This is a genomic window from Paenibacillus sp. 481 (assembly GCF_021223605.1).
In the GTDB taxonomy this organism is placed as follows: domain Bacteria; phylum Bacillota; class Bacilli; order Paenibacillales; family Paenibacillaceae; genus Paenibacillus_B.
The window spans coordinates 3,656,287-3,681,019 of sequence record NZ_CP075175.1; the positions used below are offsets into that span (position 1 = coordinate 3,656,287).

The window sequence follows — 24,733 nt, forward strand, 5'->3', positions numbered from 1 at the left end:
ACGTAAATATGGAGTGTGGTCAAATGAGTATATACGATTTCGAAGTAACACAAACGAACGGTAACGTAATTTCGCTAGCTGATTACAAGGGGAAGACGCTGTTGCTAGTCAATACGGCTAGCAAATGTACATTTACCCCGCAATATGATGATTTGCAAAAACTGTATGATCGGTTTCGGGAGCAGGAGTTTGAAATTTTAGCATTTCCGTGCAATCAGTTTGGCGAGCAGGAACCTGGAACAAATGAGGAGGCGACTTCGTTCTGTCAGCTTAATTATGGCGTGAAGTTTCCGGTATTTGCGAAGTTGGAAGTAAACGGTGCAGATGCTCATCCATTGTTTCAACATTTGAAGCAGCAAGCGCCATTTGGCGGCTTTGATGAGTCTGACATTCAAGCTAAATTGTTAAGATTGATGATTAGTGAGAAAAATCCCGAGTGGCTAGTCGGCGATTCTATTAAGTGGAATTTTACTAAGTTCTTAATCGATGCCAATGGGGACGTCGTACGTCGCTATGAACCTTTTGAATCGCCGCTTGACTTTGCGGTTGATATTGAGCGAAGCGTAAGTCATTCGCTGCAAAATAAGTGAAATAGGGGATCTACAGTCCTCACTAGGTGAAGAGCCCATGAGGGGCTACCTACGGTGACCTCCGTCACATAGGAATAACCCTTTTTGCTTCCTAACATGAAAGAGGGATGTCTCGCTGTCATTTTCAATGACTTTCGAGATATCCCCTTATTTTTTCAATCCATAGTTAGAAATTAAACTATTGTATCTTATACGCCAAGGCTTGAGTCAAGCCCGTTTTTATCGCTGTTTTTTGTGAGTCTTGAGAGTTCTGTGAGGCCATGTTTCCCCCTACATTTTCCACCGAAACCACCGTCCATGTCCATCCGTTTCAGCTACCGTGTGCGAATAGGCAGTCCCATCAATCCAATAATCAAGCTGAAGATCCGCACTCCACATATTATTGTGTAAATGAAACACATCTCGCGTTTGACCTAATGCTTTGACTTGTTCGACAAGTGCATGTTTAGCGGCCGCCGGAAGCTGATTTGCCACATGAGTATGAAAAATGCAAATCGTCGACGTAGTTGGAATTCGGCTCGCGATTTGCGGCAGCAATTGAACCCCGTCGCCTGCAATGAGCTGCACCGATTCAGTATCTAAATAGCTGGCTGCCTGCTCAAGCAGTTCAACTCTCGCGTTATGTTCAGGCCATATTAATGCTTTGAGCCACAAGGCATGCTCAGGGTTGGATAAGTCATTGGGATGTAAATCGATCCCGTATCTCGCGGTTACGGGTGGGCTTGTTGCCAGTAAGAAAGGACTGCGATCCCCGCGAATTTCAGCTTGAATATGCACCTTAGAAGCGGAATTTCCATATTTATCGCTCGAGCCATAGGAATAGCTATATTTATCCCACATCAGTTGCAGCCCTGCGCTGGTACCAATTTCAATCAATGCTAACGGCTTCACTCCTTGTTCGTACATGTAACAGAAGCTTGGGTACAGATAAGAGCAGCGCCTAACTTCGTTCGTTTGAACGATTTTGTGGTTAAGAAGCGCTACAATTTCTTCACGGTAATGTCGGCAAAAGCATTCAAAATGCTCGAACGAATGCTCAGCTTCATGTGGCTCATCCACAAGACTTGCATAGTATTGAGCTAGATCATGTGGCGTTCCTTGGAGTAACAAATAATGAACAGCAGCAAATAATAAGTTCGCGACAGGTTGGCTTTGCTGGGCATGTGACGCTAATTCAAGCAGTTCATCATGCTCTGCGATATTCATCGCTAAATGCTCGTACAATGGACTTGAGTCGTGGCAATTCTCTGCAAAGGTTCTAAATTGGTGCGATAATTGTTGTCTGTTCATCTGAAAACCCTCCTAGGATTGGGGTGAACGACGGATGAGCGGGTCGTCTTGCTCTATTTTACAACATCCTCCATATAAAAATATTTTAAATAAAATATAAACTATATAAATAAAATTTATCGAAGAAACAAAAAACAACCGCTTCTCGTACCAGATGAAGGATCGTTAATCCTCTTTTCTAGTAAGAAGCGGTTGTTGTGCATACGACGCGTATTGAAAATTTGGAAATGTTGCTACCCGTTATAGAAAATCTATTGTGGTGCCGTTTCGGTACGGAAAGGCTTTAAGAACGTTTTTGGAATATCTGTTTCATAACGAATCAGTTGGCCTGTTGTCGGATGCGTAAATGCGATTACGCGGGCATGCAACCCGAGTCTGCCGATCGCTTTTGACTTAGAGCCGTACTTTTTATCGCCTACAATTGGATGGCCGATATCCTGCATATGGACGCGAATTTGATTTTTCCGTCCGGTTTCGAGATGAACTTCCAACAACGAAAACTGAGCAATCGTTTGGATGACCTTATAGTGTGTTACCGCAAGCTGGCCGTCGTTGTCATACGGGCTGGAATACATTTTGAGCGTGCTGCTCTCTTTGAGCCAAGACTTAATCGTCCCTGACTCTTTCTTCACTTTACCCTCAACAAGTGCGACATACGAGCGCTCCTGCACCATATCCTGCCACGAGTTCTGCAACGTTTGCTTCGCCTGTTCGTTCTTAGCAAACAACATGACGCCAGACGTATCGCGGTCCAAACGATGTACGACAAAAATCCGGCTGTTCGGATTGTGCTGCCGCACGTGCGACGTGAGTTGGCGGTATGCGGTGATCTCATTTTCTTGATCAGACGCAATCGAGAGTAGTCCCGCTTCCTTATGGATAACGATGATGTCCTCATCTTCGTGTACAATGGACAGCCCGATTAGCGGCTCCTGCTCGACGATCTTCTCGCGTTGAATCGTGACGGTATGACCTGGCTGAAGGGGGAAATTGTATGCCGTCACGGCACGGCCATTAACCGATACTTGCCCGCGAGCGAGAATGGACTTGACTGCATTACGACCTAAGTTCGATAGGCTGCTTAACAAAAAGAGCAGCAGCTCTGTCGGCTCAGTAACCGGATATGCTTTAGGCTGCGCATGGCTTGCATGCGGTTTAGGTGCCGATTTTGCATGTGGTTTGCTATTACTTTTGAAACTAGGCTTGTTGCCCGATAGGTTGTTAGGTTTGCTGTATGGCTTGTTTCCTTTATTCGAGCTATTCGCTTTGTTTGCTTTATTCGTTCTGCTCGTTGAGCTGCTCGAACGGCGCTGATTGTTCTGCATGTATGTTACCTCCGGCTTAATCACTGCTTACGATATCGTTCGTATTTAACTTTACTCACTATAGCAGAAAGCGGTGTTTCTCGCTAATTTTATGCAGGAAGAGGCAGTTTCTCTTCGTTTTAGGATACGATACGGCCGTGATATAATAGAAGGTATCGTTAGAATAAGGATTGCTGAACGGGAGAAGAGAAGGGGACGAACGTATGGTAATGATGGAGCAAGCGCGCAGCACGCTTAAACGCATATTTGGATATGACGATTTTCGTGAAGGACAAAAGCTGATAGTTGAACATTTATTGTCTGGGCGCGATACGGTTGGCATCATGCCAACAGGCGGGGGGAAGTCGATTTGTTATCAAATCCCGGCACTATTGCTACCGGGGTTGACGCTAGTAGTGTCGCCGCTTATCTCTTTAATGAAGGATCAAGTTGATGCGCTGCAAAGCTTAGGCGTGGAAGCGGCTTATATTAACAGCACGATTGACGCGAGTGAGACAGGGCGTATTTTACGTCGGGCGGAAACAGGCCGCTTGAAGCTGCTGTATGTCGCACCGGAGCGCTTGGAAAGCGAATGGTTTGTACAGCGCGCACGGGCGCTTAACATTTCGTTCGTCGCGGTCGACGAGGCGCACTGCGTGTCGCAATGGGGACACGATTTCCGTCCGAGCTATCGCACGGTGGCGCCGTTTGTACGTCAGCTGCTGGTCGGGGACGAGCGCGGAGACGAGCGTGAGCCGTTAAATACGGCGTCAGTGAGCGCTCGGAACTCCGTGCCAGAGGGTGACAACTACAATTGGTTCGGCTTTGATGAAGCAGAGCCGCCGATGATGGCAGACGAGCTGAACGGGCAGAGTGAACAGGTCGAAGCACGGCCTAGCGCACAGCGGCCGCGTGTTCGGCCGTTGATGGCTGCGTTTACGGCAACTGCGACTCCAGAAGTGACGGAAGACTTAATGCGCCTGTTGGAGCTAAATGAACCAGAGCTAGTCATTACTGGATTTAAGCGTGCCAACTTGGCGTTTACGGTACTGCGTGGTGAGGAGCGTAAGCAATTCACGCTTGATTATGTGAAGCAGCGCAGCCACCATGCGGGAATCGTGTATGCGGCTACGCGCAAGGACGTTGAGGATCTGTACGAGACGCTGCGCAAAGCGGGTGTGCCAGCCGGTCGCTATCATGCCGGCATGGACGATGAGGAACGCGCTCGTATGCAGGAAGCGTTCTTGTATGATGATGTGCGCGTAATCGTAGCGACGAACGCTTTTGGCATGGGCATCGACAAGTCGAACGTTCGCTTCGTGCTGCACTACAATATGCCCAAGCATATGGAAGCGTATGTGCAAGAAGCGGGTCGTGCGGGACGAGACGGTGAACAGAGCGAATGCGTGCTGTTATTTCATCCGCAGGACATTTTAACGCAGAAATTTTTTATTGAGCAGAGTGAGTCTTCTCCAGAGCGGAAGGCCAATGAATATCGCAAGTTGCAGTCGATGATCGATTACTGCTACACGCTTGGTTGTTTGCAAAATGTGATGCTGCGCTACTTTGGTGAGCCTGATGCGGAGCCTTGCGGGATGTGCGGCAATTGTAAAGACGAGCGCGAGCAAATTGATATTACGGTGGAAGCGCAAAAAATCTTCTCTTGCATTTACCGCATGCGCGAGCGGTTCGGTGTCTCAATGGTAGCATCCGTGTTGAAAGGCTCCCGCAACAAAAAAGTTATTCAATATGGGTTTGACAAGCTTTCCACGCACGGTGAAATGCGTCACTTGACCGAGAAGGCGATCTCCGATCTGATTTACGTGCTCATTGCAGACGGCTACTTGCAGTTGAGCGAGGGTCAATATCCGGTTGTTCGTTTGCAACAACCAGCAGCAGAAGTGCTGAAAGGGAATTTGAACGTCTTGCAGAAGGTCGCGAAGTCGCTTAAGCCGAAAACGGAATCTGCCGTTGATGAGACCGTGTTTGAACAGCTGCGCCTTATTCGGCGCGAGCTGGCGGACAAGGCGAATGTGCCGCCGTACATTGTATTTAACGACAGCACGCTGAAAGAAATGGCGGAGTATCGCCCGACTTCGGAGTTGGACATGCTGCGTATTAAAGGTGTCGGCGAAGCGAAGCTGAAGCAGTTCGGAGGCCCATTCTTGGCCTTCTTCCGTCAGACGGAGGAAGAGGCCGCGCGTCAGGATGTTCATTTGGAAGAAGAGTGGTAAGTGAACGGTAGTGTCAGATGAGGAGGATGCGGATGCGAGCGGATGAAGCGCAGGTGTCGATCGATGATTTTATGAAGCTTGATGTGCGTGTTGGAACGATTGTTAGTGCGGAGCCTTTGGAAAAAGCCCGTAAGCCCGCTATAAAGTTACACATTGATTTCGGAGCTGTCGGCATCAAACGATCCAGTGCGCAAATCACTGCGCGATATGATGCAGACCAATTGATCGGACGCCAAGTGGTTGCTGTTGTTAACTTCCCACCCCGCCGCATCGCGGGCTTTGTCTCCGAGGTGCTCGTTCTAGGCGGTGTACCGAGCGAGGGCGATGTTGTGCTACTCCGGCCGGATGAAGAGGTGCCAAATGGAACGCCGATTGCTTAGCTGCATGAGAAATACCGTCGATGTTAGACCTTCTTTTTTGGGCAAAGGGGTGTTGACAGCTATCGTCGTGCTGTTCAGCTCCATCTTGCTCACGGCGTGCGGGATAGAAAGTGCGGGGAATTCACCTTCAGAAACAGCAGTGGTTTCAAAAGAACCAAAGTCGAATCGCACGACGAACAGCGACCAATCGAGCAACGAGAAGCGCGTTGTGGCGCATGCGATGGGGGAAACGGAGATAACCGGAACGCCGCAGCGTGTAGTCGTCCTCACGAATGAAGGCATAGAGGCATTGCTTGCGTTAGGTGTAAAGCCGGTCGGAGCGACACGTTCTTGGAGTGGAGAAGTAGGAGAGGGAACGCCATGGTATGCGCATATTCAGGCTGAAATGGAAAATGTGATCGTCGTCGGCGGTGAGGAACAGCCCGATGTCGAGCTAATATGGAGCTTAAAGCCGGATCTCATTATCGGCAACGCAACCCGACAAGGTAAGCTGTATCGACAATTAAGCAAGATTGCACCGACCATTTTTTCTGAAACGTTGTCAGCGGATTGGAAGCCGAACCTCGAGCTGTATGCTGAAGCGCTTAATCGAACCGAGCAAGGTGAGCGTGTAGTAGCAGAATTCGATCAACGCATTACAGATGCAAGACAGAAGCTTGGGAAGCACACGGTGATGACGGTTTCGCTCGTTCGTTTTTTGCCGAATAGTGCACGTGTTTATTACAAAGATTCGTTCGCAGGCGTCATGGTGGAGCAGCTTGGATTTGCTCGTCCCGAACCGCAAAATAAACAGAAACATTCTGCTCGTGTGAAACAAGAACGGATTCCAGATCTAGATGGTGACGTGCTATTCTTCTCGATGTCGGAAGAGGGGCCCGATCAAATGGATAGTGTACCCAATGCGGCTAGTTGGCAGCAACATTCTTTGTGGAGTAATTTACAGGCTGTGCAAAATGGGCGTGTCTTTGAAGTGAATGATGTCGTATGGAATCGATCAGGTGGTGTGAAAGCGGCTCATTTGATGCTGGATGACGTACTGAAATATGTTGAAAAAATAAAGGGATAAAGTGGACTTTCGAGTTTTTGGCGGTAATTCGTTATACTTGAGTAAGGTTGAGAAGTAGAAAGGGGCTATTATAGCTACGATGAAAGTTGTTCTTGCAACATTAAACGCGAAATATATTCACACCTCATTAGCGCTGCGCTGTTTAAAGACGCACATTGGTGAGGAGTTTCCAGTCCAATTGGCAGAGTACACGATTAAAGATCCATTTATGAACATCGTGTCTGACATTTATCAGCGGCAGCCAGACGTTGTTGGCTTCTCCTGTTATATTTGGAACATTGAAGAGACGATTCAAGTCATCAATATGCTCCGTAAAGTTCGGCCCGATGTCAAGATTGTGCTTGGTGGGCCTGAAGTATCGTATGACACGGAATTTTGGATGAACCGTGTTAAAGAAGTCGACTTTATCGTTGTAGGTGAGGGTGAAGAGACGTTCTTACACTTGTTGCGTGAGATTCGCGACGAGCAAAAATACCATTTCGTATTCGGCGTAGCGTATCGCAAAGGTGAAGAGGTGCTCATTAACCCATCACGTCCGAAGTTGGATTTGAGCACGGTGCCGTCGCCGCATCGCTTGCCTGAAGATATTCCGCAGCTTGGAAAGCGGGTCGTTTATTTTGAAACGAGTCGCGGCTGTCCGTTCAGTTGTCAATTTTGCTTATCCAGTATTGAAGTGGGCGTGCGCTACTATGATATTGAAAAGACGAAAGCCGATTTGCTTTATTTAATTGATAACGGTGCAAAGCTCATTAAGTTTGTAGACCGGACCTTTAATATTAAGCGTGACTATGCGATGGAAATGTTCAAGTTTCTGATTGAAAATCATCGCGGCTGCGTATTTCAGTTTGAAATTACGGCTGACATTATGCGTCCGGAAGTGCTTGATTACTTGGCGGAGCATGCTCCACCAGGCGTATTCCGCTTTGAAATCGGCGTTCAATCGACGAACGATCCGACGAATGAAATTGTACAGCGTCGACAAAACTTTGCTAAGCTCACACGTACTGTAGTAAAGGTGAAGGACAGCAAAAAAATTGATCAACATTTAGATCTGATTGCGGGTCTGCCTTTGGAAAATTACAATACGTTCCGCAGCACGTTCAATGACGTGTTCGCCCTTCGTCCCGAGGAGCTGCAATTGGGCTTCTTGAAGATGCTGCGCGGTACAGGCTTGCGCCGTGATGCAGAGAAATACGGCTATGTGTATATGGACAATGCACCGTACGAGATGCTAGGCAACGATATGATGCCGTTCGACGACGTGGTACGCTTGAAGCGTCTGGAAGATATTTTGGAAAAGTTCTGGAACTCGCACCGGATGGATCTAACGATGGAGCATCTGATGCATACGGAGTTTGAGTCGCCGTTTGACTTTTTCCAAGCGTTCGGGGACTTCTGGGACAACAACGGCTGGCAAAAAATCGGCCACCAGTTGGAAGATTTGTTCGTGCGTCTGGAAGCATTTTTGCAGGCGCACCGTATCCAGCGACCAGAAGTGGCACGAGGCTTAATGAAGCTGGACTACTTTAATAACCATAAGTATAAGCCACGCAAAATATGGTGGAATGATGCGTTGGAAAAAGCCGAGGTTGCACGTATCTTACGCATGGCAGCAGAGCAGCCAGCAGTGGTGGGTAGTGAATTTGCAGCGCTTGGTCTTAACGAAAAGGATCTGCATAAGCACGCTGTCGTGGAGCGTCTGCCGTTCAACGTTGCAAAATGGCTCCAGCCTGGCGAGGCTGATTCCATAGGTGATTCCGTGGGTGATTCGTCTGGGGACAACGGTAACTCCAATGCCGACGACCATGTAAGCGATGGTGCCGAGCAAGAGGGTTCGACGCTCGCGCTAGTAATTTACCAGCAGACAGAGAATGAGAAGCCGCTCGTATTTTATATTCGTGAGCACGCAGTTGTTCATGCTTAACTTTTAACTTGGATATGTAAAAATAAACCGTGTCAGCAGCAAATGGAATTACGGAATGGTAAACGCTCCGCAACGCCGCTGTGACACGGTTTTTTTGTCTGAAAAATGTACATGTGGAATGCAGGTAGGGCTGTGCGATTATTAACCTTTTAAATATTGTACAAAATCAATGCCGTAAATGGATGCATAGGTGAGTAATACCGTCCAGAAAACCAAGCTTAGCGTCATCCAAATCATGACCCATCTGCGAGGAGAGCCGAGTGCGAGTGCGATAAAGGCGGCAATATCAGTACCGATCAGCAACGGACCGAGCAGAGCTAAGCCTGGAACGCCGTAGCGATCCCAAATTTTCCGCGCTCTTGTCCATTTTGCTGTTGATTTCGATTTCCCGCGTTTCTCTCTCCATTGATCAAACTTATGAAAGAGCAACCCGATCAGTAAAATCGTAATCCAGTTGCCGAGGAACCCGACAATGGCTACCATAAGCGGGGATAAACCGAGGACGACCCCGATCGGGATAACAAAAATAACTTCGAGCCATGGTAAAGCAGCTAAAATAAATAAGGCCACATACTGCCATACTTCTGGGATTGAATTCAAATATTGAAAGTCCATGTGTGATCGAAATCTCCTTTTTTATAAACGCATTAATTAGTTGGTCTATCAAGCTTGCGAATTTCTAGCCAATATACAAAAAATTGTCCAATAGCGAGTGCAAACAAGACGAGCAGGGGCACAAAGTTCACATGGCTGAACAGTAGCGAGATAATAATGGCCACGGGAATCGCCACGTAATAATAAATATATACTTTTCTGCATGCTCGATAAGTAATCCATTGCTGTCCTTCATCTTCCTCGCGGAACTCTAGTGGTAAAAAGAAATGAGATAGTGGTCTTTTCCAGCAGCTTGCGATCATAGCGATTGCGAAGACAATTAACAGCCCTCTTAAAATCATGAGCAAAGCAGGAGATTGCTGTACGAAATTTTGGCTTTGCATAAGAAGTATAAAGGCGCCGATTGTAACGAGGTAAATGATCGTGAACAACGGAGAAGAAATCATTTTACTTAGTTTACTCATCATGCATCCCCCTTTATCGAATTAGCTGCTTTCCTGCTCTAGCAAAAACACTTCTTCAACCGGCAGTTGAAAGGCGCGAGCAATTTTTAGTGCAAGAATGATGGAAGGCGCGTAATCTCCTTTTTCGATTAATCCGATCGTTTGCCTGGTTGCTCCAACTTGCTGCCCAAGATCGTCTTGCGTCCAATTAAAGCGTGCGCGCAGCTCTTTTACTCTTGTCTTGAGCATGGTTCCTCCTTTTGATTTGTTGGTATTATATAACATAATGTAATAGATCATTAACATTGTGTCAATCATTATTAACATAAAATATGGAATGGATCATTTTTTGGCATTATAAAAAACATCCCCTCGTTATCTCAATAACGAGAGGATGCCACGTTGCTTTATGCCGCTGTGCGATTATGAGTTGGCGATGGAACGCAGTACGGTACAATTTCCATGAAGCGAATAAGTGCCTAAATTAGCCGGTAGAAGAATACATTCTCCCGCTTGTATCGTCAGTGATTGGTCTGCCCATTGCAGGAATCCACTGCCTTCACATATCGTGAGAATGACAAAGCTTTCTGGTGTGGTTGTTAATGACCACGCTCCGTCGACAATACCTTTTTCCACAATAAAATAAGGGGAGTCGGCAAGTGTGAGCCAGTGGTTCGGTGGGGCGCTATTTGCCTTCATGTGCGATGCACCAGCGCCTTCATAGGCGATAACATTAAGAGAGTGTTCAATATGAAGCTCGCGTGGCTTTCCGTCCAAACCAGGACGGTCATAATCGTACAGACGATATGTCGTATCCGAGTTCTGTTGTATTTCAGCGACTACGACGCCTGCGCACAGGGCGTGTACAGTTCCGGCGGGGATATAGAAGGTGTCTCCTGCCTGGACTGAAACATAATGTAAATGCTCTATAATGTTATTTTCTTCGATACACTTAGCAAACATTTCGCGGCTTACGTTTTCTTTCAGACCGTAAATAATTTTTGCGTCTGGCTTAGCGTCTAGTACATACCACATTTCCGTTTTCCCAAGTTCACCGTCAGGCAAAGCTTCGTATGTATCATTAGGATGTACCTGTATGGATAAATCATCATTACAATCAAGCAATTTAATTAATAAAGGGAACCGGCCGTTTTTGTCAGAGCAACCTTTGGAGCCGAGCCACTCCGCTCCAAACTCGGTACGAATTTCATCAAGGCCAAGCCCAGCTAAGTCACCGTTTACTACTTTTGTCGTACCATTTGGGTGGTCACCGATCATCCAACCTTCACCGATATGACCGTCAGGTAAGGTAAGTCCAAACCCTTCTAAAGCACGACCTCCCCAGACTCGCTCTTTAAACTCTGGTTGAAACTTTAGTGGATAAGGTGTTTTCATCCTTCTCACTCCTATGTCGTTATATTCTGGTTGTCTGAAAAAATTCAAGCCACTCGCCATCTGGACCTTTAAAGAAAAAATAGCGACTTCCGTTCGGCAGCGTTACAATTTCCTGATCAATAAGTTCAACATGCTCCAAACTTTGAATACGGGCAAATTCAGCTTCTACATCATCGACGGTAAAGGCGATGTGATGAACCTTGCCTTCAGCAGGCAGTGAATCATTATACCCTTCAATAAGCTCCAACTCGGTTTCGTCCGCGTTTGGAAAGCTAAGGAAAGCAAGGCGAAGTACGCCGTTGGTATGCACGAGCGTATCTTTTAACCTCATGCCGACAACCTGCTCATAAAATTGAATCGAGGGCTCTAACTGATTAACCATAATTCCTACATGTTCCAACTTGCGTACTCCCATTTCTCTCAGCTCCCTATTGTTGGATAAAAAATGTTGCTATCGCTTCTCCACGCCAATCGCATATGGAGCGTGCGGACGTTGCGGCATACGGTATGTGACAGCCTGCCCCATACCTTGAGGAAGCGCTGTTGCCCAAGCAAGCACAGCATCTGCTTCTCGATCTCCGCCATCATGGCCTGGGTAGAGCACAATGCTCAACACACCGCCAGGGCGGAGCAATGTCATTGCGGACTCAAGCGCTTTAAGCGTTGTGCCCGACTCTGTTATTACGGCTTTATTGGCATCGGCTGTTGGCAAATAGCCGAGGTTGAACATGACGGCAGCCGTCTTGCCATGCCAAGTAGGGGGAAGCACCTCAAGCATATCGGCGTGGCTTGCGAGATGTAAGCCCACCTGAGTGCTGCGAGCTGCCCTGGATGCTTCCTGCACTTTCGGCACGTCCAGCATCTCGTCCGCCTCGTGCAGACGCTTCTGCGTTAGCACAAGTGCCTGCTCTTGCACATCAAACGCGGCCACGGCACCGCGTGGCCCAACGAGGCGCGCAAGAAATAGCGTATCCACACCTGTGCCCATCGTTGCATCAACAACGAAGTCTCCTGGCTGTACGCGTTCCTTCACCAATTGCTGCGCATAGCTAAGTACAGATAGGAAGCCCATATTAAGAATCCCTCCATAGCTTGCCTTGCCAAGTGTTACGACGTTTAAGCTCTGCGTCGATCGCGTTCAGCACGACCCATTTACGCTGACTCCACATTGGCCCGATAAGTAGATCACGCGGTGCATCACCTGTAACACGATGAACGATCATCTCTGGCGGAAGCACTTCCAACGAGTCAACGACTAGCTTCACGTACTCATCCATCTCCAAAAATTGTAGCAATCCAGCTTCATATTGCTTCACCATTGGCGTCTTACGCATCAAGTGCAACAAATGCAACTTAATGCCCTGCACATCCATATTGGAGACGGCTTTGCACGTTTCCATCATCATCTCGTGCGATTCTTGCGGCAATCCATATATAATATGGCTGCAAATACGAATGTTGTGCTTACGCAGCTTCTCGACCGCTTCATAATAGCATTGTGTATCATGAGCGCGGTTAATGAGCTGTGACGTACAATCATGAATCGTCTGCAAACCCATTTCAACCCATAAATACGTGCGCTGATTTAGCTCAGCCAAATACTCGACCACATCATCTGGCAAGCAGTCTGGACGAGTCGCAATCGATAAACCGACCACGCCTGGCTGCTCCAAAATAACCTCAAAATACTCGCGCAGCGTCTCTACCGGTGCATACGTATTCGTATATGCTTGAAAGTAACCAATATATCTAGCATTAGGCCATTTGAGATGCTGCTTATCACGTATCGTATTAAACTGGGTCACCAAGTCATCGCGACGACGCCCAGCAAAGTCACCTGAGCCACGCGCGCTGCAAAATGTACAGCCACCAGTTGCGATATTTCCGTCCCGATTAGGGCACGTAAATCCAGCATCCAGCATGACTTTAAACACTTTATCACCAAACTGTTCTCTCATCTCGTAATTCCACGTATGGAATCGTTTTTCTCCCCACAAGGCAGGAGTCATATGTGAATCATGGTTGATGTTCAATTTGCAAGCAAACCCTTTCAATCATCAGCGTTACGTTGCTTTTTTTATATTTAATTGTAGCAGATTTAAGGGCAAAAGGCGAAGCCTCCTCCTTGAAAAAAGCTAACATAACATGTTATATTATTACTGCGTAAATGCATACAATATAGAAGCACAAGCACCTTTTCCTAACGCTTTAACGTACCAAAGCAATGGCATACGTACACACGTTTTAGGCGACAATGGATCATAAAATAATTGGTGAGGTGATAGTTATGAACGCTACAGTACGCATTCCGCATGGCGAACAAACGATAAAGGTTGAATTGACGGTTAAAGAAGCGATGGCATTGATGGGTCAACGGTTTCATGAACATCCGAGTTTGAAGTCCGACGCACGACGGAAAGTAGCCGAGCAAATCGATCGTCTGTACGGAATTGAATAAACAGGTTTAACCATCTCTTTACTTTTCGTTCGATGTCATGCACAATTATGGATTGGAATTGGAGCATACACATTGGAGGAAAAGCACATGCGTTTACGTGGTAAAAAAGGCGTGCGCGAACTGCTGGAGCAACAGCCGCAGCTGGTCGTGCTGGAGCCGGAGCAACACAAAGGAAAGTGGCAGCAATATTTCGGGAATGACCGTCCTATTTATGTCGAGCTGGGGATGGGTAAAGGTCAGTTTGTTAGTCAAATGAGCCTTAATTACCCAGACGTGAACTTTATCGGTATCGATATGTACGATGAGCTTATTCACCGTGCTACCGAGAAAGTGCAGGAGAAGCGCGAGGGGCAAGTAGGACGCAGTAATATTGCGCTCGTGCGGGCTAACGTCGAATTTCTTGAAAAAGTGTTCGCAGATGGCGAAATTGAACGTATTTTTCTTAACTTTAGTGACCCATGGCCGAAAAAGCGCCATGCACGTCGCCGTTTGAGTCATTCGCATTTTTTGGATAAGTATCAACAGGTGCTTAACGACAAAGGCGAGCTGCACATGAAGACAGACTCTGAAACGTTGTTCGAGTCGTCTCTTAACTCGTTTGCAGAGTACGGTTTGCAAATGCGTAACATTTCCTTGAACTTGCATCGCGATGGTGTAAATGAAGAACACGTTATGACTGAATACGAACAGAAATTCCACAGTCGGGGAATGAATATTCACCGCGTAGAAGTACTGTTCGGTGCTGAAACGATTCGCCAATACCGTGCAGCGAAGCAATCATAACGATTTAGAAACATACATTTCTTTGCTTTCATCATATATGGCAAAAAGGACGCGATTTCCCTCCAAAAGAGGGGCGCGTCCTTTTTGTCATATCCAAGTTAGCGTACTTCAAGTCCGATCAAGGTGGCCTTAGCTGCTTGAATTAGAACGTGCAGCCGTGAGGTAGTAGTGAGCTAGTAGGGAATGCGTTTAGCTTAGCGCGTGCTGATAGAGTACGCTTGTGCGGGGCGCGCTTCTTCTTCAAGCATTTTCATAATGCTGTCCGCGCATGCGCGAGGATGATAGCGTGAAACGTTCCGCTCGAATTGTTGTCTGCGCGCCAGAACATCCTCATAATCGTGTACAAGCTGGTGCATCCATTTCGTCACCGTGTGTGCAGATTCAATGGGTTGACCATATCCCTGCTCAGTGAAGTACGAGCAATTTTCTTCTTCTTGCCCTGGTAAAGGTGGATAGAACAACATAGGGATACCTTTAGCCAATGCTTCTGTACACGTCATTCCGCCTGGTTTGGTCACAAGCAGATCGGAAATATCCATTAGCTGGTCGATTTCATTTGTATATCCTTGTAAATGGATATTTTCATGTGCGAAGCGTGGATCACTGGACAATTGTTTGCGTAATTTTTCATTGTCACCAATACAGAACACAAATTGGATGTGTTCACGCCAACGCGTAAGCAACTCGTTCGTATGATTAGCGTCCATCAGGCCCCAGCCGCCGCCCATGACGAGCACGGTTGGCATTGTTTTTAAGCCAAAGCGCTTGCGTGTTTCAGCCTTTGTCGGTAGATCGTGCGTCTCCCAGAACTTCGGGTGCACGGGTATGCCCGTTACTTGAATTTGAGCTTCAGTGACACCGTGAGCAGCAAGCTTACTGCCTACTTTATCGGTCGAAACAAAATAACGATCGACAGCAGGGCTTACCCAAGCAGCGTGAGCATCGTAGTCCGTTATTAATGTACACAAAGGCACGTTGAGGCCTAGGCGGCGTAGACGTGACACGACTGCATTCGGAATCGGATGTGTGCATACGATAATGTCAGGATCCAACTCTCGTACAACTGCCATCGCATGGGAGTAGAACAAGCGATGCAAGGCAAGCGTCGTTAAGCGATTGAGCGAACGATGGTATTGCGTTTTATACATATAGCCTACTAGCTTAGGCTGGACAGTTACTGTTTTTCGATACGCTTCGATAATAAGCGGTGCTGTTTTTGGGTTTAAGATGCTGCCAAGCTCTAGCACACATGTTTCTACGTGCGGAGACAGCTTGCGCAAACTGAATGCCAGAGCATGAGCTGCTTGCGTATGCCCAGCGCCAAATCGTTCTGATAACAACAATATGCGTTTTTTGTCCGATGTAAATCCGACTAAGCTATTGGAAGGTACGGACCATGTCACAGCATGTTGCATAAGTGTCATCCTTTCACCCTTTTCATTCAGAAATAAATTTATTATGAATATTGTTTACGGATTGTTCATGTATGACTCATGTATGGTTCACGTGTTGATTACGTATTGATTACGTTCATTAAGGAAAAATTATGTCCATAGCGCCACAATACTCACTGCTGTACCCGCTCCGATGAACGCCCCTGCTAAGCAATCGGACGGATAATGAAGACCTAAATACATGCGTGATACGGCCACGATGCTTGTAACAGGAAGCAACAGCCATATGAGCACTGGATTTGCAATCATGAGTGGGACAGCGACAGAACAGACTGCTGTTGTATGTCCGGACGGGAACGAATGATCCATCAAAGGCTTGCGAAACGTATAAATGTTAGGCAAGGCCAGATGCGGTCTTATTCGTGGATACAATCGCTTAATGACGGCCACGGGTACATGGCTTAAACTTAATGCGATTAAGCATTGCCAACCGATCGTTTCCCAAGGAGCGGGAGCAAACAGCGCTAACATCAAGGTAAACGTAATCGTGAATGTCGCTCCACCTAAGTGAGTTATCGGATAAAGCACAAGATTAAGTTTGCGATGATGCATACGATGGTTAATCCAAACAAAGAGCTGCCGCTCTTGATGTCCAAGCCACGCGATTACCCGCGTCATAGACGTCCCTCCGATGTGCGGAATATAGTCATTGTAACTGAAGTTGTATGGAGTTGAAATGTCATTTTTAGGAAAGGTGCTGTTATTTAATGGTTTTGTTGTGGTATAATTGTTCTAGGGTGACAACGAGTTGGACATGCTACAGGAGTATGGATCTTGGTTGAAAAGAATGTTTCAAAGCGATTTTATGCGGTTAAACAGGTAAGGCGCAAGAACTTTTTTTAATTTTTATTTTTATTTAATCTTACTTTCAATAACAATAATGTAATTAAGCTTACAATATTGTAAGGCAATTCTCATGTGCGTGTTGCAACTTTATGAAACGATCACCCGTCTGATTCATGCTTGGAATTTTTAATTCATTTTTTTATTGTTTATTTTGGTCAGTTTTTGACGAAAAGGGGGTCCAAAGCCATAATTTTAAAGCAAATGGATGAAAATAGAGCATAACAGGCAATAAAGCAAGATTAGATGCTGCCTTTCCATAGAACTAAAGACATAACCATACAATTGGCCTCTGAAAGCCAATAAAAGGTTTTGACAAACCGATGCAAACAAGAGAAAATCGTTATCGACCGTTTTAGCGGGTAACACGGGTAACATATGAAAGTCTTAACAGCGTAGACAGAGATTGCTAACAAGACAATGTTTAATTTTACGTACAGAAATGATTTAAGGGGTATTAAAAGGGGGACACCAATATGGTGGATACATTGTTTGTCAGCTTACAAGTGTTGCTGGCAGTGCTAGGGGTGTATCAATTCACGCTTTCACTGTTCGGCATTTACAGAAAAAAAGACCAGAAACAATTTGAACCGCAAAAATCGTTTGCGGTGCTAGTTGCTGCTCATAACGAAGAAGCTGTTGTCGGCGCCTTGGTCGATAACTTAAAAAAACTACAGTATCCAAAAGAACTTTACGATGTATTCGTAATTTGTGATAACTGTACGGATGGCACAGCTGATATCGTACGTGAACATGGCGCTAATGCTTGTGAACGTCACAACCCGCATCAACGTGGTAAAGGTTATGCTATCGAATGGATGCTCAAAAATTTGTGGGATATGCCCCGTCAATATGACGCGGTAATCATGTTGGATGCTGACAACTTGGTCAGCCCAGACTTCTTGTCTGAAATGAACAACGAATTGTGTTCAGGTGCTCGTGTCATTCAAGGTTATATCGATACGAAGAACCCACATGATTCTTGGATTACAGCAGCTTACGGCGTGACATACTGGTATTGTAACCGTCTGTGGCAGCTTTCTCGTAGAAACTTGAACATGGCTAACTTCCTTGGTGGTACAGGAATGTGCTTTGAAAGCAAATTGCTGCAGGAATTGGGCTGGGGTGCTACGAGCTTGGTTGAAGACTTGGAATTTACAGCACGTTGTGTTAAAAATGGTGTTAATCCCGTGTTTAGCTATACAGCACGTGTCTATGATGAGAAGCCGATCACGTTCAAAGCTTCGGCTCGTCAGCGTCTTCGTTGGATGCAGGGTCACTTTACCGTTTCCCGTCGCTTTTTCTTCCCGTTGCTCTGGCAAAGTATTAAAGAGCGGAACTTAGCTAAGTTTGATATGGCTTTGTACACCGTTACTGTATACACGGTTCTGTTGACTTTCTTACTTACGATGTTCCTGTGGGTGGATGCAGCATTCTTTAATGGGCCGAATGTAGCTACGTTCTATCAGTTCCTACCTCCGTGGGTAGCAATTGTATCGTTGGGAGCGACTTGTGCAGCGTTTATTTTGGCACTTGTGCTCGAAGGTGTTCGTTCTTGGCGCATCTATGCATCGCTTATTACGTTCCCAATCTTCTTGCTCTCTTGGTGGCCAATTACGTTCTACGCGTTCTTTACTCAGAACAACAAAGTGTGGAGCCATACGGAACATACTCGCGTGGTACGCTTGGAAGAAGTACAAGGCAAGTAAGGGAAACGAGTCGTGTGTAATTAGTGCTTGACATTGATATGCATGCATGATATATTATTTGAGTACTTTAATTGCATATGAATTTGATTAAGCAGAAGCGCCCGCTTCTCACCTGACCGACTTTCGTTGGCTGGTATGGACTTATCACTTTCCTTCGTTTACGAAGTGTACTGTGATTCTCATAACGAATGTCGATATGAGGGATGTGGGCTCACTGATGAGCCTGCATCCCTTTTTTGCTTCACCATAGATATAGGGATGAATTTGAACTGGAGGTGGCACATATTAGCAAGGATCTGATGATTAACGAGGAAATTCGTGCGAAGGAAGTTCGCCTTGTTGGCGCTGAAGGAGAGCAGATCGGTATTACACCGTTCCGTGAAGCGTTGCAAATGGCTTTCGACTTGAACTTGGATTTGGTTAATGTAGCTCCACAAGCGAAACCGCCGGTATGCCGCATTATGGACTATGGCAAGTTCCGCTACGAGCAACAGAAGAAAGAAAAAGAAGCACGTAAGAACCAAAAGATCGTTGATGTTAAGGAAGTATGGTTCCGTGCAAACATCGAGGAGAACGATTTCCAAACGAAGCTCCGCAACGTGTTGAAGTTTTTACGTGAGGGCGACAAAGTGAAATGTTCTGTTCGTTTCCGTGGACGCGAAATTACACATGCTTCTATCGGTCAGAAAGTATTGGAGCGCGTCTTGAAAGAAGCTGAAGAGCTTTGCGTCGTAGAGCGTTCACCAAAGCTTGAAGGCCGTAGCATGATTATGATTTTGGCGCCAAAAAGCAACTAAATTTGGCTCGCCGCGCAAGGTCAAGGCGGCGGATTGATTTTTGAACTTGAGGAGGAAATGATTATGCCTAAAATGAAAACGCATAGCAGCTTGAAAGGCCGCTTTAAGATTACAGGAACAGGTAAAGTACGTCGCTTTAAAGCGTACAAAAACCACTTGCTTTCCCACAAATCGAAGCGTGCTAAGCGCGTTCTCGGCTCTAGCCCAATCGTAGCAGCAGGCGACGTTCGTCGTATGAAGCAACAATTGGCTAACTTGAAATAAGCATTGAACTTATACCGAAACGATGCCGTCCGCGGACGGGCAGTTGTTTCAACTCAGATACATGAATTGATTGGGAGGTTTATACGACATGGCACGAGTAAAAGGCGGATTCACGACACGTCGTCGTCATAAAAAAGTATTGAAACTAGCTAAAGGTTATTTCGGTTCTAAACACCGTTTGTTTAAAACAGCGAATGAGCAAGTAATGAAATCCTTGCTTTACGCATACCGCGATCGTCGCAACAAAAAGCGCGACTTCCGCAGATTGTGGATCGTTCGTATTAACGCAGCGGCTCGCTTGAACGGATTGTCCTATAGCAAATTGATGCACGGCTTGAAATTGGCTGAAGTAAGCGTCAACCGCAAAATGTTGGCTGACTTGGCTGTTAACGATATTAACGCGTTTAACTCCTTGGCTACATTGGCTAAAGGCAAAATCAACGCTTAATTGATAAGTGTATAGAAGCACCTTCTTGGATGTAAATCCGAGGGGTGCTTTTTTTGTTTATTTTGTTCATATGGCTGTCGCTTGCGTGGCTAAATGGAAAGTGCTTTTGTTGTTGGAGGTGATCAAAAAATAGTATAATGAAAAGATGTGAGGGAACAGAAGGGAAGACCGATGATGATTGATGTATCCAAAATCGATATTCACCAAATGGTCATTCATAAGGTGGGTAATAAATCACGCGACGAGGGCGTTGTCGTATCGAAAGAGCTGTATGACATTCCAAGCGACGAGGTAAAAGCGGCGCTGCTTAAATACTTTGTGTCCAACTTTAAGTTCGACACCTTTTACACATTCCGTCATGAAGCGGATTTGGCGCTGAATGAGGTGTATACATACGCAAGCAATATGTTTCAGCGGCCAGTCACCTTTCATGAGCAATCGATACATGTGCTGAACCATTTGTACGAGCAGTCATCGCACCCGCAAATTAAGGCGGGGGAGTTGTACGTTGTACATTTGAACAACATTTTGTATAACAATTTTAACATTGATGCAATTGGCTTGTTTAAGTCGGAGAACAAGGACAACTATTTGCGTGTAGACAAGCGAGCGGAAGATGACCTGGGCGTGCAGCTCGAACAAGGCGTTAACATTCGTAAGCTTGATAAAGGCTGTATCGTGTTGAACGTGCAGGCACAGTCAGGCTACGTCGTTGGTATCGTTGATATGGTGAACAAAGGAAATCAAGAAGCATTGTATTGGAAAGAAGATTTCTTAAGCGTCAAGTTGTTGGAAGATGAACATTACATAACGGATCAATACATTAAAATGTGTACTGATTTTTATGAGAATGTGATCGAGCCAGCTGCGGAGACGCCGCCAGAGAAGAAGGAAAAGCTGCAATTCATTAACAGCACAATCGATTATTTTGCGAAGAACGATCAGTTTTCGGAAGAATCGTTCGTGGAAGAAGTTATTGGCACGCCTGACCACATGCCACTCTTTAAAGCTTACAAGGAGTCGTACGAGGAGATGAACGAACTGCCGCCTGTAGAGCAGTTTCCGATTTCGCAGGTAGCGCTGAAAAAGGTGAAACGCACGATGCGTAATCATATCCGCACGGATACGGGGGTAGAGCTAAAGCTGAAGAGCGAGAGCTTCCCGTATGTGGAGAAGGGATACGATGAAGAGCGCGGCATGCATTATTACAAAGTGTACTATAACGAGGAAGAATAACATTGTAGGATCGTAGCAGCTACACTAGCCGCTACGATCCTATTTTGATTAGACTGCTCTGAACAACTAGTTATAAAGTACGATTCATTTAGACTCACACGATGAAGGAAGTTTATAGGAGGTCAATAGTCCTACTTCCGCAATATGTACAGCGAAAGCTTTAGTGAAATGTTAGCTAGCGCTTGCGCCAATAAATTGGAACATATGCTACAATAGAGGCACTGAAAATGGGCCGATTGGCGGAATGCGGGGTAGGTGTAGTGGAGACGGCATTACATGATAGATGCCTGAAACGAAACGTCAAATTAAATCGCGCTTATAAAATAAAGCGCGCGATTTCCAGTAGTGAACTTTCCAATGTGTATATTGCACGTCATATGGAAACAGGTGAAACCCGGATTGTGAAAGAGTTTTTCCCTAGAGCTTTAGCAATGCGTGATTTGGATTATAAGTCGGTGTTATGTAGGATGCCAAATGAACGCCATAAATTCGAACAGCTGAGGGAAACGTTTTTGAATGAAGTGATTATGCTATCGCAGTTAGAACATGAACGAATTGTAGCCTTTATCGAGAAATTCGAAGAAAATGGAACGGTGTACTTAGTTACGGAATATTGCCGTGGCACGACGTTGGACGCCTATATACAAGAGCTACTACCGATACAGTCGCCTAACGGGCTACCCCATTTTTTTAAACAAACGATTGTTCCGTTAATAGCTGCCCTAGAGTATATTCATAAACAAGGCATTATTCACCGTGATTTAAAGCCTAAAAACATTATTATCGACAAAGTGGGGCTGCCTAAGCTCATTGATTTTGGCTCTGCTACTCATGTTCAGCAACAAGATGGACGAGAAGAGATGCATCATATTTTTACGACAAAAGGATTTTCGCCGCTTGAGCTTTACTCTACCAAGTCCAAGCAAGGCGTACATTCAGATATATACAGCCTAGCTGCTATCTTGTATTACGTATTGAGTGGTTCGGCGCCGACGGACGTAACAGCAAGATTGTTTGAAGATAACTTGGAACATATCAACAGAAACAATAAGAAGATCACACCTTTGCTATCCCATGTTATTATGTGGGGGCTTGCACTCAAACATCAAAAAAGATGCTCCTCCTTGGAATGGTTTAAACTAGCGGTCCAAGCGGAGCATCTTATGTATAAAGTTAAACAAATGTTGCCTCAAACACGATTGTTTGAAAAGTGATTATGGGGTACTCGTTTTTGTTTCTTTATATCTAATTTCAATTTCGGTAATACCGTCCTCAAATGTAATGTACACTTTGTCATTATAGGTGAGGATTTCTTTGCTATTCGCTAATATAGGAACTGTTCCGCGCACAACGGTGCAGTTCGTAAGGTGTTTAATAATCATCGTTCCATTTTTCCCAGGTTCAAACCATATTTTATCGGTCTCCGCTAACGGTTCGTTTACATTCAAATTTCTAAACAACTCTTGCAAGGTGACGCGCTGCCGTTGGTCAAACGATGTCATCGGCCAATATTTGACCGGATACTCCACTCCACTGGCTGTTTCTAAGAAATAACCTTCAAATCGTCCAGTGAATTTCGGCTTTGGTCTAGTGAGCCAGTAAATAAGCAGCCCCAGTGCAATTGCAATAATGAGTCCTGCCAGCAGCGGTTTGATCACATCCCAAATGGATTGAACGGTAATCGTCAGCTCCGCCGAAATAGTCCCCTTATCTCCATCATCTGCGGTCACTTTTATGTTGTAAGTTCCGGATTGTGCAGGCGAGACGGTCAAAAATTGCTCCTGTACACGCATATCGCCAAGCTCAAGTGACTTATTGTTTGCTGCGATAGTAAACGTTAAACGGTCATTATTTTGATCTTTAAAATGTTCAAGTAAATTGATTTTGGTTTCACCGTCATCTTTTGAAATGGCTATTTTGCTATCGCTAGCTTGTTGGGGTGCAACATTTTGTACGTCGAACTTCGTGACGAGACTGTTGCGATAAAAGTCAGGACCGTTCAGCAAAAGTTTAGCTTCGTATGTTCCAGACTTATTAAATACATGCTGTAGCTCAAACCCGCCCTCAAGCTTGTTAAGAGGTAGTCGCTGTTCCTTATTGCTCGGCAAGTGCTTAACTGCAAGTTCAGCTGTCATCACGCTGTACACATCTTTATCCTTAACCTGTTTCCCTGTAGTTGGTTGATATAAATGAGCGCCAATCGTCGTCTTTTGCCCTTTCAGTACAGAGCTAGGCGTCATTTCAAGCTTAGACTGTATGCTGTAATTGCCTAGCAAATATATTTTCACCAAATCGCCTGGCTTTGCTCTGAACTTAACTAACATGTTCCCTTTTTTCGGATTGAGCACTTTCAATAGTGAATACTTCTTTGATTTATTAAAAAAGGTATGTTTGGAACTGGAGTACAAATGAGCCTCGCGCATTGGGTGCTCTGACAATAAAATGATGTTCGCCTCATTCATACTAGAGTTTGAAATGTTGACGGTTGCTTCTTGCAATTGGCCAGTACCTGTAATGGATGCCACAGGAATAAGTACAGATTTAATATGATTTGCGAATATTTTGTTAAAAATTTCAGGTAAGTCTTCAGCACTATCTGTAATAAAAGAAGTTCCTCCAGTACTAGATGCAATGCGCTCCAGCTGCTTGCGATTCGCGGCGCCACCTTCATTCAGCCCGATTGTGTATATCGGGTAGCCTTGTTTTTTAGCATGGCTAATGACATGTTCCACATCGTTGTCAGACTGTTGGACGGTGCGATTAGAATTGTTGCCAATGTCCGTGCCGCCATCAGACAAAAGTATCATAAAAGGTTTCCGACTTTGGTTCTTTATACCTGCCAGTAAATCTTTACCTTTGCGTAAACCGAGTCCGAGATCGGTATAGCCAGAGAAGCGCAACGATTCAATTTTGTGCTTTAATTGCTTCCGTTGCTGTGAAGATGCCAAAGAAGTAAGCGGCATGGCTTCCACAATATTATGGTTATAGGCGACAAATCCGAATCGAGTTCGTACATCCTCACTCATGTCGATAAACATTTTTATGACTTCAGCAGATATACGTTCTTCATCGGTTTCATTCATCGAGTAGCTAGTGTCTAGTACAAACATGGCATCAATGCCTATGTCCTGCTCCGCTTCGGCTGATGCCGTAGAGGCAAAAAGACTTAGTAGCATCGTAGCAGTTAACAGTGTACATAGAAATTGTTTAATCCCTAAAATTTTCTTCAGTCGGTACATTTTCTTTTCTCACCCTTTTTTTATTTAGTGCAAGACTAAACTTTCGTGTTCGTTCTGCCGATATAGATTGTAAAATGAGACAATTATGTTAAATGGGATGAAAAAGTATTGTAAATTCAGGAATAAAATCAAAGTCGTGAGCCTAGTGAAGAACGCTTCCAGCATATAACAGTGGTTTCGGAAAATAAAGCTAGTTTTAAAAAATAGGTCGAAAAATAGAGATAAAGACGTGAATAGAATCAGATGTATAGATAAAAAGAC

The 24,733-nt window shown here is 45.4% G+C and carries 25 protein-coding genes; 13 read left to right on the forward strand and 12 right to left on the reverse strand.

From position 1 onward, the window contains the following. The first annotated feature begins 23 nt into the window (after window positions 1–23). Window positions 24–590, forward strand: a complete 567-nt coding sequence (locus KIK04_RS16155; RefSeq protein ID WP_232274647.1) for a glutathione peroxidase — start codon at window positions 24–26, stop codon at window positions 588–590. A gap of 270 nt (window positions 591–860) precedes the next feature. Here KIK04_RS16155 and KIK04_RS16160 read toward each other — a convergent pair whose 3' ends face one another. After that, window positions 861–1,880, reverse strand: a complete 1,020-nt coding sequence (locus tag KIK04_RS16160; protein ID WP_232274648.1) for a DUF2332 domain-containing protein — start codon at window positions 1,878–1,880, stop codon at window positions 861–863. A gap of 251 nt (window positions 1,881–2,131) precedes the next feature. Further along, a complete protein-coding gene (locus KIK04_RS16165; protein ID WP_232274649.1) occupies window positions 2,132–3,205 on the reverse strand; it encodes an RluA family pseudouridine synthase in 1,074 nt (357 codons plus the stop codon). Between the two features lie 203 nt (window positions 3,206–3,408). Between KIK04_RS16165 and KIK04_RS16170 the strand changes: the two genes are divergently transcribed. From KIK04_RS16170 to KIK04_RS16185, 4 genes are all read left to right on the forward strand, one after another. Beyond that, complete coding sequence (locus KIK04_RS16170; protein WP_232274650.1) at window positions 3,409–5,418, forward strand: RecQ family ATP-dependent DNA helicase; 2,010 nt, start codon at window positions 3,409–3,411, stop codon at window positions 5,416–5,418. A gap of 32 nt (window positions 5,419–5,450) precedes the next feature. Beyond that, entirely contained in the window at window positions 5,451–5,798 is a 348-nt protein-coding gene (csaA, locus tag KIK04_RS16175) for a chaperone CsaA (RefSeq protein WP_232274651.1), read from the forward strand. Window positions 5,799–5,802: 4 nt separating this feature from the next. Beyond that, window positions 5,803–6,864: an ABC transporter substrate-binding protein gene (locus tag KIK04_RS16180; RefSeq protein WP_232274652.1), complete on the forward strand. Its 1,062-nt coding sequence runs from the start codon at window positions 5,803–5,805 to the stop codon at window positions 6,862–6,864. A 79-nt stretch (window positions 6,865–6,943) separates the two neighbouring features. Continuing rightward, on the forward strand, window positions 6,944–8,788 hold the full coding sequence (locus tag KIK04_RS16185; RefSeq protein WP_232274653.1) for a B12-binding domain-containing radical SAM protein: 1,845 nt from the start codon (window positions 6,944–6,946) through the stop codon (window positions 8,786–8,788). Between the two features lie 141 nt (window positions 8,789–8,929). Here the strand turns inward: KIK04_RS16185 and KIK04_RS16190 are convergent, their stop codons facing one another. The 7 genes from KIK04_RS16190 to KIK04_RS16220 all read right to left on the reverse strand — a co-directional run bounded on the left by KIK04_RS16190 (window position 8,930) and on the right by KIK04_RS16220 (window position 13,250). Beyond that, window positions 8,930–9,403, reverse strand: coding sequence for a small multi-drug export protein (locus tag KIK04_RS16190; protein WP_232274654.1), 474 nt, complete (start codon window positions 9,401–9,403; stop codon window positions 8,930–8,932). Between the two features lie 32 nt (window positions 9,404–9,435). After that, window positions 9,436–9,870 (reverse strand): hypothetical protein, encoded by a 435-nt coding sequence (locus KIK04_RS16195; RefSeq protein WP_232274655.1) that lies wholly within the window; start codon window positions 9,868–9,870, stop codon window positions 9,436–9,438. 18 nt (window positions 9,871–9,888) lie between these two features. Next, a complete protein-coding gene (locus KIK04_RS16200; protein ID WP_232274656.1) occupies window positions 9,889–10,095 on the reverse strand; it encodes a helix-turn-helix transcriptional regulator in 207 nt (68 codons plus the stop codon). Between the two features lie 174 nt (window positions 10,096–10,269). Beyond that, on the reverse strand, window positions 10,270–11,241 hold the full coding sequence (gene manA, locus KIK04_RS16205) for a mannose-6-phosphate isomerase, class I (RefSeq protein WP_232274657.1): 972 nt from the start codon (window positions 11,239–11,241) through the stop codon (window positions 10,270–10,272). A gap of 19 nt (window positions 11,242–11,260) precedes the next feature. Then, window positions 11,261–11,656, reverse strand: coding sequence for a VOC family protein (locus KIK04_RS16210; RefSeq protein WP_232274658.1), 396 nt, complete (start codon window positions 11,654–11,656; stop codon window positions 11,261–11,263). 36 nt (window positions 11,657–11,692) lie between these two features. After that, window positions 11,693–12,313 (reverse strand): tRNA 5-(aminomethyl)-2-thiouridylate-methyltransferase MnmM, encoded by a 621-nt coding sequence (locus KIK04_RS16215; protein WP_232274659.1) that lies wholly within the window; start codon window positions 12,311–12,313, stop codon window positions 11,693–11,695. A gap of 1 nt (window position 12,314) precedes the next feature. Next, window positions 12,315–13,250, reverse strand: a complete 936-nt coding sequence (locus tag KIK04_RS16220; protein ID WP_232278769.1) for a tRNA modification radical SAM protein MnmL/YtqA — start codon at window positions 13,248–13,250, stop codon at window positions 12,315–12,317. A gap of 278 nt (window positions 13,251–13,528) precedes the next feature. Here KIK04_RS16220 and KIK04_RS16225 point away from each other — a divergent pair, with 278 nt between their 5' ends. Next, window positions 13,529–13,699: a hypothetical protein gene (locus KIK04_RS16225; RefSeq protein WP_232274660.1), complete on the forward strand. Its 171-nt coding sequence runs from the start codon at window positions 13,529–13,531 to the stop codon at window positions 13,697–13,699. 87 nt (window positions 13,700–13,786) lie between these two features. Next, a complete protein-coding gene (trmB, locus tag KIK04_RS16230; protein ID WP_232274661.1) occupies window positions 13,787–14,482 on the forward strand; it encodes a tRNA (guanosine(46)-N7)-methyltransferase TrmB in 696 nt (231 codons plus the stop codon). A gap of 194 nt (window positions 14,483–14,676) precedes the next feature. On the opposite strand, the gene KIK04_RS16235 is transcribed toward trmB, so the two are convergent. After that, complete coding sequence (locus KIK04_RS16235; protein WP_232278770.1) at window positions 14,677–15,897, reverse strand: MGDG synthase family glycosyltransferase; 1,221 nt, start codon at window positions 15,895–15,897, stop codon at window positions 14,677–14,679. A gap of 129 nt (window positions 15,898–16,026) precedes the next feature. Next, a complete protein-coding gene (locus tag KIK04_RS16240) occupies window positions 16,027–16,554 on the reverse strand; it encodes a phosphatase PAP2 family protein (protein WP_232274662.1) in 528 nt (175 codons plus the stop codon). 701 nt (window positions 16,555–17,255) lie between these two features. On the opposite strand from KIK04_RS16240, the gene KIK04_RS16245 reads away from it, so the two are divergent. From KIK04_RS16245 to KIK04_RS16270, 6 genes are all read left to right on the forward strand, one after another. Beyond that, window positions 17,256–18,488, forward strand: coding sequence for a glycosyltransferase family 2 protein (locus KIK04_RS16245; protein WP_232274663.1), 1,233 nt, complete (start codon window positions 17,256–17,258; stop codon window positions 18,486–18,488). Window positions 18,489–18,787: 299 nt separating this feature from the next. Beyond that, a complete protein-coding gene (infC, locus tag KIK04_RS16250) occupies window positions 18,788–19,285 on the forward strand; it encodes a translation initiation factor IF-3 (RefSeq protein WP_232278771.1) in 498 nt (165 codons plus the stop codon). Window positions 19,286–19,348: 63 nt separating this feature from the next. Beyond that, window positions 19,349–19,549: a 50S ribosomal protein L35 gene (gene rpmI / locus KIK04_RS16255; protein ID WP_232274664.1), complete on the forward strand. Its 201-nt coding sequence runs from the start codon at window positions 19,349–19,351 to the stop codon at window positions 19,547–19,549. Window positions 19,550–19,637: 88 nt separating this feature from the next. Further along, the gene (rplT, locus tag KIK04_RS16260; RefSeq protein ID WP_232274665.1) at window positions 19,638–19,997 is read left to right on the forward strand and encodes a 50S ribosomal protein L20; all 360 of its coding nucleotides are present in this window, start codon (window positions 19,638–19,640) and stop codon (window positions 19,995–19,997) included. Between the two features lie 171 nt (window positions 19,998–20,168). Then, entirely contained in the window at window positions 20,169–21,233 is a 1,065-nt protein-coding gene (locus tag KIK04_RS16265) for a nucleoid-associated protein (protein WP_232274666.1), read from the forward strand. Between the two features lie 227 nt (window positions 21,234–21,460). After that, window positions 21,461–22,447, forward strand: coding sequence for a serine/threonine protein kinase (locus KIK04_RS16270; protein ID WP_232274667.1), 987 nt, complete (start codon window positions 21,461–21,463; stop codon window positions 22,445–22,447). On the opposite strand, the gene KIK04_RS16275 is transcribed toward KIK04_RS16270, so the two are convergent. Next, window positions 22,448–24,472: a vWA domain-containing protein gene (locus KIK04_RS16275; RefSeq protein ID WP_232274668.1), complete on the reverse strand. Its 2,025-nt coding sequence runs from the start codon at window positions 24,470–24,472 to the stop codon at window positions 22,448–22,450. Window positions 24,473–24,733: the final 261 nt, after the last annotated feature.

What these genes read in the sequence shown, in the direction of transcription:
- KIK04_RS16265 (WP_232274666.1), top strand. Translation starts at nt 20,169, where the DNA reads ATGATGATTGATGTATCCAAAATCGATATTCACCAAATGGTCATTCAT.
- KIK04_RS16185 (WP_232274653.1), top strand. Translation starts at nt 6,944, where the DNA reads ATGAAAGTTGTTCTTGCAACATTAAACGCGAAATATATTCACACCTCA.
- KIK04_RS16170 (WP_232274650.1), top strand. Translation starts at nt 3,409, where the DNA reads ATGGTAATGATGGAGCAAGCGCGCAGCACGCTTAAACGCATATTTGGA.
- KIK04_RS16245 (WP_232274663.1), top strand. Translation starts at nt 17,256, where the DNA reads ATGGTGGATACATTGTTTGTCAGCTTACAAGTGTTGCTGGCAGTGCTA.
- KIK04_RS16155 (WP_232274647.1), top strand. Translation starts at nt 24, where the DNA reads ATGAGTATATACGATTTCGAAGTAACACAAACGAACGGTAACGTAATT.
- KIK04_RS16270 (WP_232274667.1), top strand. Translation starts at nt 21,461, where the DNA reads ATGGGCCGATTGGCGGAATGCGGGGTAGGTGTAGTGGAGACGGCATTA.
- KIK04_RS16195 (WP_232274655.1), bottom strand. Translation starts at nt 9,870, where the DNA reads ATGATGAGTAAACTAAGTAAAATGATTTCTTCTCCGTTGTTCACGATC.
- KIK04_RS16160 (WP_232274648.1), bottom strand. Translation starts at nt 1,880, where the DNA reads ATGAACAGACAACAATTATCGCACCAATTTAGAACCTTTGCAGAGAAT.
- csaA (WP_232274651.1), top strand. Translation starts at nt 5,451, where the DNA reads ATGCGAGCGGATGAAGCGCAGGTGTCGATCGATGATTTTATGAAGCTT.
- rplT (WP_232274665.1), top strand. Translation starts at nt 19,638, where the DNA reads ATGGCACGAGTAAAAGGCGGATTCACGACACGTCGTCGTCATAAAAAA.
- KIK04_RS16225 (WP_232274660.1), top strand. Translation starts at nt 13,529, where the DNA reads ATGAACGCTACAGTACGCATTCCGCATGGCGAACAAACGATAAAGGTT.
- KIK04_RS16275 (WP_232274668.1), bottom strand. Translation starts at nt 24,472, where the DNA reads ATGTACCGACTGAAGAAAATTTTAGGGATTAAACAATTTCTATGTACA.
- KIK04_RS16240 (WP_232274662.1), bottom strand. Translation starts at nt 16,554, where the DNA reads ATGACGCGGGTAATCGCGTGGCTTGGACATCAAGAGCGGCAGCTCTTT.
- KIK04_RS16210 (WP_232274658.1), bottom strand. Translation starts at nt 11,656, where the DNA reads ATGGGAGTACGCAAGTTGGAACATGTAGGAATTATGGTTAATCAGTTA.
- KIK04_RS16220 (WP_232278769.1), bottom strand. Translation starts at nt 13,250, where the DNA reads ATGACTCCTGCCTTGTGGGGAGAAAAACGATTCCATACGTGGAATTAC.
- manA (WP_232274657.1), bottom strand. Translation starts at nt 11,241, where the DNA reads ATGAAAACACCTTATCCACTAAAGTTTCAACCAGAGTTTAAAGAGCGA.
- KIK04_RS16215 (WP_232274659.1), bottom strand. Translation starts at nt 12,313, where the DNA reads ATGGGCTTCCTATCTGTACTTAGCTATGCGCAGCAATTGGTGAAGGAA.
- KIK04_RS16180 (WP_232274652.1), top strand. Translation starts at nt 5,803, where the DNA reads ATGAGAAATACCGTCGATGTTAGACCTTCTTTTTTGGGCAAAGGGGTG.
- trmB (WP_232274661.1), top strand. Translation starts at nt 13,787, where the DNA reads ATGCGTTTACGTGGTAAAAAAGGCGTGCGCGAACTGCTGGAGCAACAG.
- rpmI (WP_232274664.1), top strand. Translation starts at nt 19,349, where the DNA reads ATGCCTAAAATGAAAACGCATAGCAGCTTGAAAGGCCGCTTTAAGATT.
- KIK04_RS16190 (WP_232274654.1), bottom strand. Translation starts at nt 9,403, where the DNA reads ATGGACTTTCAATATTTGAATTCAATCCCAGAAGTATGGCAGTATGTG.
- KIK04_RS16165 (WP_232274649.1), bottom strand. Translation starts at nt 3,205, where the DNA reads ATGCAGAACAATCAGCGCCGTTCGAGCAGCTCAACGAGCAGAACGAAT.
- KIK04_RS16200 (WP_232274656.1), bottom strand. Translation starts at nt 10,095, where the DNA reads ATGCTCAAGACAAGAGTAAAAGAGCTGCGCGCACGCTTTAATTGGACG.
- infC (WP_232278771.1), top strand. Translation starts at nt 18,788, where the DNA reads ATGATTAACGAGGAAATTCGTGCGAAGGAAGTTCGCCTTGTTGGCGCT.
- KIK04_RS16235 (WP_232278770.1), bottom strand. Translation starts at nt 15,897, where the DNA reads ATGCAACATGCTGTGACATGGTCCGTACCTTCCAATAGCTTAGTCGGA.